10 protein-coding genes and 1 pseudogene are annotated in these 10,086 nt (G+C 33.9%); 1 reads left to right on the top strand and 10 read right to left on the bottom strand.

What is annotated here, in order from left to right; genetic code table 11:
* A pseudogene (locus H964_RS03860) lies at positions 1 to 210 on the bottom strand (M23 family metallopeptidase); the annotation flags it as partial.
* A 164-nt stretch (positions 211 to 374) separates the two neighbouring features.
* Between H964_RS03860 and H964_RS03855 the strand changes: the two are divergent.
* On the top strand, positions 375 to 635 hold the full coding sequence (locus H964_RS03855) for a hypothetical protein (RefSeq protein ID WP_039764778.1): 261 nt from the start codon (positions 375 to 377) through the stop codon (positions 633 to 635).
* A 66-nt stretch (positions 636 to 701) separates the two neighbouring features.
* On the opposite strand, the gene H964_RS03850 is transcribed toward H964_RS03855, so the two are convergent.
* The 9 genes from H964_RS03850 to H964_RS03810 form a co-directional block, all read right to left on the bottom strand.
* A complete protein-coding gene (locus H964_RS03850; RefSeq protein ID WP_039764776.1) occupies positions 702 to 1,268 on the bottom strand; it encodes a hypothetical protein in 567 nt (188 codons plus the stop codon).
* 37 nt (positions 1,269 to 1,305) lie between these two features.
* Entirely contained in the window at positions 1,306 to 2,094 is a 789-nt protein-coding gene (locus H964_RS03845; protein WP_039764775.1) for a hypothetical protein, read from the bottom strand.
* 219 nt (positions 2,095 to 2,313) lie between these two features.
* Positions 2,314 to 3,606: a PDZ domain-containing protein gene (locus H964_RS03840; protein WP_039764794.1), complete on the bottom strand. Its 1,293-nt coding sequence runs from the start codon at positions 3,604 to 3,606 to the stop codon at positions 2,314 to 2,316.
* A gap of 20 nt (positions 3,607 to 3,626) precedes the next feature.
* On the bottom strand, positions 3,627 to 4,805 hold the full coding sequence (locus H964_RS03835) for a S41 family peptidase (protein WP_039764774.1): 1,179 nt from the start codon (positions 4,803 to 4,805) through the stop codon (positions 3,627 to 3,629).
* Between the two features lie 15 nt (positions 4,806 to 4,820).
* Positions 4,821 to 5,960 carry a murein hydrolase activator EnvC family protein gene (locus tag H964_RS03830; RefSeq protein ID WP_039764773.1) on the bottom strand — a complete coding sequence of 380 codons (1,140 nt, stop codon included), beginning with the start codon at positions 5,958 to 5,960 and terminating at the stop codon, positions 4,821 to 4,823.
* A 36-nt stretch (positions 5,961 to 5,996) separates the two neighbouring features.
* Positions 5,997 to 6,881 carry a permease-like cell division protein FtsX gene (gene ftsX, locus H964_RS03825; RefSeq protein WP_039764772.1) on the bottom strand — a complete coding sequence of 295 codons (885 nt, stop codon included), beginning with the start codon at positions 6,879 to 6,881 and terminating at the stop codon, positions 5,997 to 5,999.
* Positions 6,838 to 7,557 (bottom strand): cell division ATP-binding protein FtsE, encoded by a 720-nt coding sequence (ftsE, locus tag H964_RS03820; RefSeq protein ID WP_039764770.1) that lies wholly within the window; start codon positions 7,555 to 7,557, stop codon positions 6,838 to 6,840. The genes ftsX and ftsE overlap by 44 nt, the downstream gene beginning before the upstream one ends.
* A 22-nt stretch (positions 7,558 to 7,579) precedes the next feature.
* Positions 7,580 to 8,674 carry a PucR family transcriptional regulator gene (locus H964_RS03815; protein ID WP_039764768.1) on the bottom strand — a complete coding sequence of 365 codons (1,095 nt, stop codon included), beginning with the start codon at positions 8,672 to 8,674 and terminating at the stop codon, positions 7,580 to 7,582.
* Between the two features lie 135 nt (positions 8,675 to 8,809).
* Complete coding sequence (locus H964_RS03810) at positions 8,810 to 9,922, bottom strand: ABC transporter ATP-binding protein (RefSeq protein ID WP_011917850.1); 1,113 nt, start codon at positions 9,920 to 9,922, stop codon at positions 8,810 to 8,812.
* Between the last annotated feature and the right edge of the window lie 164 nt (positions 9,923 to 10,086).

Below are 10,086 nucleotides of genomic sequence, written 5' to 3'. Positions count from 1 at the left end.
ACCAACTTGTGGAATTGCATTAGAGGTATCGCTATTGTTCAGGCTTACATTATTATCTTGCTTTTCTTCAATCTCATACTTCGTAAAATCAGTAGTTGCAATTGTATAAATTGAAAAACCAATTATAAAAAGACAAACAACTACAATTATATAAAATCCTTTAGTGTCAAAAAAGTTTATCAATCTTTCTTTCCAATCCTTTTTATTCATCTTGACTTTGCACCTCCTTCCATATAAATATTCTTGCCAGCTATTTCTCAAACTATACATAAATAACAGCTTAAGTATCCATATTTTTTCTTTGAATATTAGAAGAGGATTTGATATGATTTATTTAAAAATCAGTTATGTCAACTTAGAATGAGGTGCAAATAATGGAAAGGCGAAATACAAAGAAAAGACTATTTGGAAAGATTTCATCTGTTTCAAAGAAGATTTTGTTAATCATAGGAACAATTTCTATCATAATGTTTTTGTTTGGTATAAAATTTTATTTTCTATCTTTGCACTATGTGTCTGATAAGATTGATTTAAAAACTTTGTCACAGGGACTTTTGCAAAATTCGCTTTACATATTCATAGAAGGGTTGGCAGCTGCAATCATAATTGACTACTTGGCAAAGACAAAAAATTAAAGGGCAAAGCTATTTTGAAATTCAGCCTTGCCCTCCTTTTATTCATCATAATATTTATTACTAAAACTACAGTTTTTTGTATACAAAGTTAACGTCCTCTGCTGGAATTGTAAAAGTGGCATAACCCCCAACCCATTTAATCTCCACATGTATGTCTTTCACAAATAAACTTTTGAGTTTATTACTATCAGTTGTAATCTTAGGAATAAATGTGGCTAACCCGACATCTATCCCTCTATTCTTGATGCCATCTAATACATAATTTGGGATTGTATTAAAATCGTATCCAAATTCAAGGTTTTGCCTCCAAGGAGGAAAATATTTTTTTAAACTTTTGTCCAATGTGCCTTTGACTATTATTCCTTTATACGAGCAAGGAATTTTAGTTGGAACAATTTTGACACTTATTATGAATCTTAAATAATCTTTGCTTTCTTTAACTTCTTGAATTATAACCTCAGCTTCTGTTTTAAAAATTGATGGATTATACTTTCTGTAGCCTAATAACTTAGATTTCTCAATGGATTTATCTTTTTGTATATTTCTTTCTACAATGTTTAAAATCCCCATTCCTATCAATATAACCACCGCTATACCCAGCGCGAATATTGAAATAAACCTTTTTTTTGACAATTCTATCACCTACAAAAACTTTTATAAAATAGCATTATCAATGAGTCCACGCAAGAACCAAAGCTGGTTTTGACCATAAATAACGAAGATAAGCTTCTTGATACATTATACTGTCTTGCCAATAGTAACTACTGTAAACTTCTGAAGCAATAGGGCCATATCCATTTGCTGGAATAAAATCATATGACTTTGTACGCGTAAATCCGTTTTTATCTGTAAATGAAACTAAAGCATGTCTATAGGTTTCCTTACGTTCAACATCTACCTTCGTAATCCACTCTTTTTTGCTACTGTAATAAACCTGGGCAATTTTACTATAGTATGAGTAAGAATGATATAATGCTGCTTTTCCATATCCTGTTACTGCAATATCCTGCGGCATAAGATTAAACGCAATAGATGCAACTTCGTATATCAAACTCGCTACTTTGACATAATAATTTGCTTCAGCTATGCTCAATAACTCTTCAGCAATCGTTGAAAAAATGCCGTCTTTTTCTTCATCTTTATAGAGAATACCACTTGACCATCGAGGAGTATACGTAATGTTTATTGAACCTTCACCAGGATCTGTATAATTTGGTGTTATTATTAATTTATTGCTCAAAATGTTATTTTTTAGAATTGAATTAAAATAAGGATTTTTCTCATAAACTGCTTTTGTAACTGTATCATTTTCCCGTATTTTTGACTTATCAAATGTTGCATAATTTAAAATTTCATTTTTACTTATCGTCGGGTTCCCTAAAATTGTTTGTTCTTTAAAAATTCCAGCGATATATAATATTAACATAAAAACTCCTATAAACCTATACATTCTTTTCATATCACTTAAAACCTCCTTTCAGCTATTGTAGTTTGATTTTAACTAAACAGCTGGTAACATTTTTTCTTGCTAACTTAAAGTTAAATTTACTTTTTATCAACATTGATTGAATAAAACTTATGACATAATTGAATCACCCCTTTATTACCATGTAATGTTATTTTAATAATAAAAAAAATCAATGTATAAATTAACCAAAAATAATTAAATTTTGAATTATCAATTTGTCTTATTGAACAAAAACCTTTTTATTTTGCTGGCTATACTTTTAATAAATATAAAATAACCCTCAGTGTCAATTTCATAGTTTGGCATCACATTTTTGGTAATGACTATTATACCAAGGTTTCTTATCCCATTTTCATAATCCTGATAGTAAAGCTCTTTAATTTTTCCTCTTTTATCCTTTACCTTCACCCACATATAAATCTGTGCATCTGAAAATATCCTCTCAAGTTCGTTTTCTGATTGAATTAAAATACCATTTATTGAAATCAATGTGTCACCTGGTCTAATTCCCATCTTTTCAGCAACGCTATTTTCTTCAACATACAACACCTTGATTGTATTCTCCTCTACCTCAAATATTGATTTTCCCTCTTTTTGCTTTTTTTGCTGAAAAAGTATTATGCTCTCATGAGCAATAGGTGCAAATAAAGCTGCAATCCATTTAAAAGCATAGATTCTATATGAAAGTGCACTTAAAACAAAAAGTACAATGCTAAATATACTTAAGGTAAAAGCACTCTTTTTGCTAATCACATGTGGCTCATCAGAAACAGCCAAATCGCCATAACCAAGTGCTGCTACAATAGGTGTCAAAAGAAGCAAAGTAGTAGGAGTTACCTGTTGGGGTTTGAACAAAGGCCACCATGAAGGTTCAAACAAATTAATTTTTACTGTAGGTGCAGATACCTGAAAGTTAAGCGCAATAATAACCATCGGAATACCCCAAAACCTTTGCATCAGGTAAGCGCCTGTAATCGAATGGTTATCTAAATACCCGGTAGATTCGTCCTTTTTTCTTCGTTTTATTACAACAGGTATTGCTCCTCTGAAACCGTCTAAAAATATTAAAAGACTCTCAACAAAATGCAAAATTGCAACAATTAATAGTATCCCAGAAATATCTACAGCTGGTTTTTTAAATATCAAAGATACTATTGAAATAATTCCTGCTGAATATGAAAAACAAAGATACCTTGGATTTATAAGAGCAAGAATCAATGCAATATACCAAAGATAAAGAAAGCTATCTACATCAACCACTATTCCAAAAAATAGAATAATTAAGCTCACTATATACCCACCTACAAGCCCTGCAATAGACGACTCAATCACTTTGTAAATTAATGTCCTTCGATTATAGCCCAACACATTTTGCTCAAATTCTTGCTCTCTTTTGTATAAAAACGCTATTAAAATAATTATTACCCAGAAATTCCAACTAAAAAGAAGGCTAAATATGTTAAGCCCTGTTAGCTCAAATATCTGCCAGAAAAACTTAAACATAAACTGCACCTCAAATCTTCTCAAATGCTACTTTTTAGAATTTCAATTGCCTTTTTAAGCTGCAAGTCCTTATTCAGTGGCACGTTCATTTTGTCCTGATACTCTTTTGGCTGTAAAACCTGAATGTCAGGTTTTATCCCTTTCTTGTTGATATACGCACCGCTTGGAAGCAAGTATTGACTAACTGTTATCTTTATTGCTGACCCATCACCAAGTTCAAATACCTGTTGAACTACACCTTTTCCAAAAGTCTTCTCACCTACAATTTTAGCTCTTTTTTGGTCCTTTAAACATCCGGCTAAAATCTCTGAAGCAGAGGCTGAATATCTATTTGTCAAGACAACAAGAGGTGTTACAGTGTCTCCATTTTTATACGATTTAAAATACTGCTTGTTATTATATCTATCCTTAAGATAGACTATAAGCTGTCCTTTTTTGAGAAAGTTGCTTGCAACATCAACAACAGACTCTAAAAGTCCACCAGGGTTAAATCTAAGGTCAATAATAAGAGCTCTGCACCCGCTACTTTTGAGTTTATCATACGCGGCCATAAAATCTTGTGGAGTGTTCTCGTCAAAGTTTGTTATCTTTATATACCCTATGGTATTATCAAAGATTTTGCTACTCACTGTCTTTATCTTTATTTCGTCTCTAACTATCTTAAAATCTATTGGTTTTGAACTGCCATCGCGAAGAACTGTAACAGTAACAGGTGTGCCTTTGGGTCCTCTCATAAGACTAGCTGCTTTGTCAATATCCTTTGCAGTTAGACTAATGCCATTTACCTTTATAATCTTATCACCCGGTTTTATACCTGCCATATATGCAGGCGAGCCCTCAAAAGAGGTTACAACTTCTATATAATGCTCACCTGGCTCTATTTTAATACCAATTCCAAAGTATGTTCCTTTGCTCTGAATCACAAACTCGTTAAATTCTTTTTTTGTAAAGTATTCGGTGTAAGGGTCATTCACACTTGCAGCAATCCCATCAATTGCACCATCTATTAATTTTTGGTCGCTAATATCCTTTGGTTCATAATAGTACTTTTTCAAAAGCCAGATAACCTTAGAGAGCTTGGGATTTGTTACCAAATTATTGGTATAAAGTGGACTTCCAAAGTAAAGATATGTTGTGAAAATGTATGTTGCCACTGCAGTTATCAAAATTATTGCTATAGTATTGAGTCTTTTCTTCATGTTTTCTTCAGCCCCTTATTTCAGATAATTCAATGGGTCGACAACATCGCCGTTGATTCTCACTTCAAAATGAAGGTGTGGACCTGTCGAATATCCGGTTGAACCAACATTACCTATGCATTCGCCTTTCTTCACCTTTTGCCCAACAGAGACATTTATTGAAGAAAGATGAGCATAAAGCGTACTAATACCACTTCCATTGTCTAAAATAATGGTTTTCCCATATCCAGAAACCCATCCAGCTAAGATCACATCACCATCAGCTGCTGCTAAAACCCTTGTACCATAAGGTGCAGCAATGTCAATCCCTGTATGCATCTTGTTCTTTTTCAAAATAGGATGAAATCTCATTCCAAAATATGATGATATATCATAGTAACCCTCAAGTGGCCATAAAAGCTTTCCACCTGAATATATTCGCTTTGTCTTTTGTCTTGCCAAAATCTCTTTTATCTTTTTGGAAAGTTCATTCGAAACTCTTTCCAGTTCATCAAGCATATTTTCTAACTTGTCCTGCTCTTTTTCTAAGTCAGACAAAAACTTTTTCTTTTCTTGTTGCTCAACAATGAGCGAATTTTGATATTTTTCAAGCTCTGCTTTTTTGTTGTTTAAATCTTGCCTTAGTAAAACTAATTCTGTCTTTTTCTTTTTTATATTCTCAATAGATTTTGCATACTCATTTAGTATTTGCTTATCATATTCAATTATATCGTTAAAAAGATACATCCTTGTAAAAAAGTCAGACAAATTTTTCGAGTCAAGCAAAATCTCTATGTACGAAACTGAAACATTGTTCATCTCATATATTGCTCTAATTCTGTCTTTGAACTTCTGGTAATATGCCTCCTTTTTTGCCTGCTCATGTTGAAGTTGCTCTTGGGTATCTTTAATCCTGTTCTCAACAATAAGAATATTGTTTTTTAACAAATCAATTTGGCTTTTTGTTTTGTCAATCTCCCTGTCAATATCATCTATCTGATCTAAAACCTGTTGCTGTTTATTTTTTATTTCAGTAATCTTTTGCTGAGTCTTCTTTTTGTTTTTCTCAACAGATTTGAGTTTGTTCTGATAATCTTTCAGTGTATCAGATATAGCACTTTCAAAAAACAAAACAAAAACCAAAAATAAAATTACAATTTTAAGTTTTCTCACCAAAGTAAAAAACCTCCTCTTCAGAAAAAAGAGGCTATATTAAGCTTTGAGATATCTTCTTAGCGAAATTAGACTTCCTAAAATGCCAACCATACTTCCAGTTAGAATAAACAATCCTAATATCTTGTACTTATAAGTAGAGATATTAACAAAATCCACAAAGGCGATTGTTTGCGAGAGGTACTTTATCGAGTAATGATATATTAAAAGCACTATAGCATATGCAAAAGTTGCTCCCAATATTCCAATTATAAAGCCTTCAACAACAAAAGGACCGCTTATAAACCGATTTGTTGCACCAATATATCTCATTATAGAGATTTCTCTCCTTCTTGCAAAAAGGGTAATCTTTATTGTATTTGCTATTATAAATACTGCTACCATGTACAGACCTAAAATCAAAGCTATACACAAGATATTTAGTATTTTCATTATCCTCTTTAACTTATCAACCGTTTGAGACGGAAAGTAAACCTGAGCAACTCCTTGTAAATTTTCTAATGCTTTTGCAAGCTCTTTTGTGTATTCTATTTTTACAGGTCTTACAATAAAATAACCCCGAAGAGGATTGTCTTTTTCAAGTCCCTCCAAAAGAAAAGAATTCTTTCCAAGCTTTTTTTTGAAATCTTCAAGCGCCATTTCAGGACTTATATAATCATAACTTCGAACCTGTGCATTCTTTCTCAAAAACTCTTCTATCACAGGTACTTTATCTTCTTGACCTTTTTGGAGAATTACTCTTATATCAACAGTCTTTTCTATTTGCTCTGAAATATATCCTAAATTCAACGCAATTGCAATGAAAACCCCAACCACAGTTAAGGCTGCTACCACTATTGAGATAGAAGCAGCAGCCATGGTCTTATTTAAAAATATATTCTTAAATCCATCTTTGCAAAAGTACTTGAACGTCTGAAGTCTCATAGCTGTAAACCCCTTTAGGTTGGTCTTTGACAATCCTGCCGTTGTCAATTGCAATAACTCTTTTTCTCATGCTATCCACAATCTCTTTTGCATGTGTTGCAACTAAAACTGTTGTACCCCTTTTATTTATATCCTCTAAAAGTCTCATTATCTCCCACGAGGTATCAGGGTCAAGATTTCCAGTTGGTTCATCAGCAACTAGCAACGAAGGCTTGTTGACAATTGCTCGCGCCAAGGCAACCCGCTGCTGCTCACCACCTGAAAGTTCGTGCGGGTAACATTTTGCCTTGTGCGCAAGCCCAACAAGCGACAGTACAAAAGGAACTTGCCTTCTGATAAGCTTTGAAGGTGCCCCTGTTATTTGCATAGCAAACTCAACATTTTCATACACAGTCTTGTTCGGTAAAAGCCTAAAATCCTGAAATACAATGCCAATCTTTCTTCTGTAATAAGGTATTTCTCTCTTAGAAAGTTTATTCAGATTGTACTCGCCAACGATTATCTCACCTTCGGTTGGTTCAATCTCTTTTAAAAGAAGTTTAACCAACGTAGATTTCCCCGCACCACTTGAACCTACTATAAATACAAACTCTCCTTTTTCTATTGTCAGGTTTACTGAACTGAGCGCAAGTACCCCATTAGGATACCTTTTGCTCACATTTATAAACTTTACCATCTAAATTCACCTGCAATATTCTCTAAAATGTTATATTCCCCTTTGTATATTCAAGATATTGATTCACAAGCATAGCCATCTTAAAGATAATAGCATCCTCAAACTTTCTCAAATCAAGCCCTATCATTCTTTCAATCTTATCAAGCCTGTATACCAAGGTATTCCTGTGGATATAAAGCTGTCTTGCTGTTTCTGAGACATTTAAGTTGCACTCAAAGAACATCTCAACAGTCTGTATTAGCTCTGGATCAAAGTCAGAGAGTTTTACGTCCTTGAAGACTTCTTCTAAGAACATCTCACAAAGCTTTGTTGGCATTTGGTATATGAGCCTTCCAAGCCCAAGTTTGTGATAGCTTACTATATATTTGTCCTTTTCAAATATATAACCAATTTTTAGCGCTGCTTCAGCTTCTTTGTATGACATTGAAAGCTCTTTGATATCATCAACAACAGAGCCAATTCCGATATACGCTTTTAAAAGAAGTTCAGAGTTAAGAGTATCAAGTATAATCCTTGCTACCTTATAGGCATCCTCATCAGTAGAACCAGGCTTTAGCTCTTTTATGAACACAAGTATGTTATTGTCAAGCTGAATAATGAAATCCTTCGTGCTCTTTGGAAAGATGCTTGTCAAAATCTCTCCAACATTAATATCTTTGATTTCTTTTGCATTTGGAATATATATAGCAAAAACAACCCGTGTCGCACCTGTTGCGATATGCAGTTCTCTTGCTTTTGTGTAAATTTCACCTGGTAAAATGTTGTCGTACAATAGATTCTTGATAAACAATTTCTTATCATAAGCAGAAGCAGGCTCTTTTGCCTTCATCACAACAAGGTTAAGCATGTCCAAAAGCTTTTCAGCATGTGGTTCTGTGTTGTTTATATACAGTACATATGTGTCTGTTTGGGTTCTAAAAACCTTATATGTGCGTCCTTCAAAGATTTCAAGATCTGTGTCTGTTTTTATCATGTCAATAGCAACAGTGTTGATTCTATTTTGAGAAAGTGGGTTTGAACTATAAACAACTCTTCCATCAGCCTCTATATATCCGAATTCATCCTCGATGATATCTTTTGCTTGCTCTAACAGATCAATTACCTTTTGTGTCATCATAACGTTATACCTCACCCTTTTCCATAGTATTTTATAAATCTATTATACTTTTTTTCTTTGCGATTGTAAAAGGTTTTTGAAAACAAAAAACCCCTGCCACTTTTAAATGTTGGCAAGGGCTTATTCTTCTTTTGCTTAGTGAACAATTGCCTTTTCTGTCTCTTTGTCAAACAGGTGAATTCTGTTTGCATCAAATGCAAGTTTAATCTTGTCACCAGCTTTTGTCTTTGACCTTGGGTCAACTCTTGCAATGAGGTTAAGACCATCAACAACTACATACAAAAGTGTTTCAGAACCAAGCATCTCAACAACATCAACATGGGCATCAACAACAGCATCCTGAGCTGTCTGCAGGAATATCTCTTCATCGTGTAAGTCCTCAGGTCTGATACCCATTATAACCTCTTTACCAACATAGCCAAGCTCTTCAACCTTCTTAGCCTTTCCTTCTGGAAGTTTTATTGCATTGTTACCAAATACAACGTACAAGTTCTTATCCTTTTGCTCAATTCTTGACTCAATGAAGTTCATCTGAGGTGAACCAATAAAGCCAGCAACAAACAGGTTTGCAGGTTGCTCATACAAAACTTGTGGAGTGTCTACTTGCTGAATAAATCCATCTTTCATAACAACAATTCTTGTACCCATTGTCATAGCTTCTGTCTGGTCGTGTGTAACGTAGATGAATGTTGTTCCAAGTCTCTTATGAAGTTTAGACAGCTCTGTTCTCATCTGGACTCTGAGCTTAGCGTCCAAGTTTGAAAGAGGCTCATCCATCAGGAATACCTTTGGCTCTCTGACAATAGCACGCCCAAGCGCAACTCTCTGTCTTTGACCACCAGACAAAGCCTTTGGCTTTCTGTCAAGCAAGTGCTCAATGCCCAAAATCTTTGCTGCCTCATGAACTCGTCTCTTTATCTCATCTTTTGGAAATTTTCTGAGTTTAAGACCAAATGCCATATTCTCAAAAACAGTCATGTGCGGATACAAAGCATAGTTCTGGAAAACCATTGCAATATCTCTGTCCTTTGGAGGAACGTCATTTACCAGCTTGTCCCCTATGTAGATTTCGCCCTCTGTGACCTCTTCAAGTCCAGCAATCATTCTAAGAGTTGTTGTCTTACCACAACCAGATGGTCCAACCAATACTATAAATTCCTTGTCCTCAATGTCAAGGTTAAAATCAGAAACAGCTGTAACACCACCAGGATATCTCTTATAAACACCTTTTAATCTTACACTTGCCACTTTTCTTTTACCTCCTACACAGTATTTGTATATTAATTCGCAAAAATTTTCTTCTAATATAGACTATACAATTATTTGCGACTAAAAACTATTGATTTTTTAAACAAACTTTTCAAAAACCTTTTAGATAACATGTCTAAACTATCTTACCAAAAACAAAGGCT

Origin of the sequence: Caldicellulosiruptor sp. F32 (assembly GCF_000404025.1) — a bacterium.
Lineage (GTDB): Bacteria > Bacillota > Thermoanaerobacteria > Caldicellulosiruptorales > Caldicellulosiruptoraceae > Caldicellulosiruptor > Caldicellulosiruptor saccharolyticus.
The sequence above is the reverse complement of the archived record's forward strand: the minus strand, read 5'-3'. Positions and strand labels throughout refer to the sequence as shown.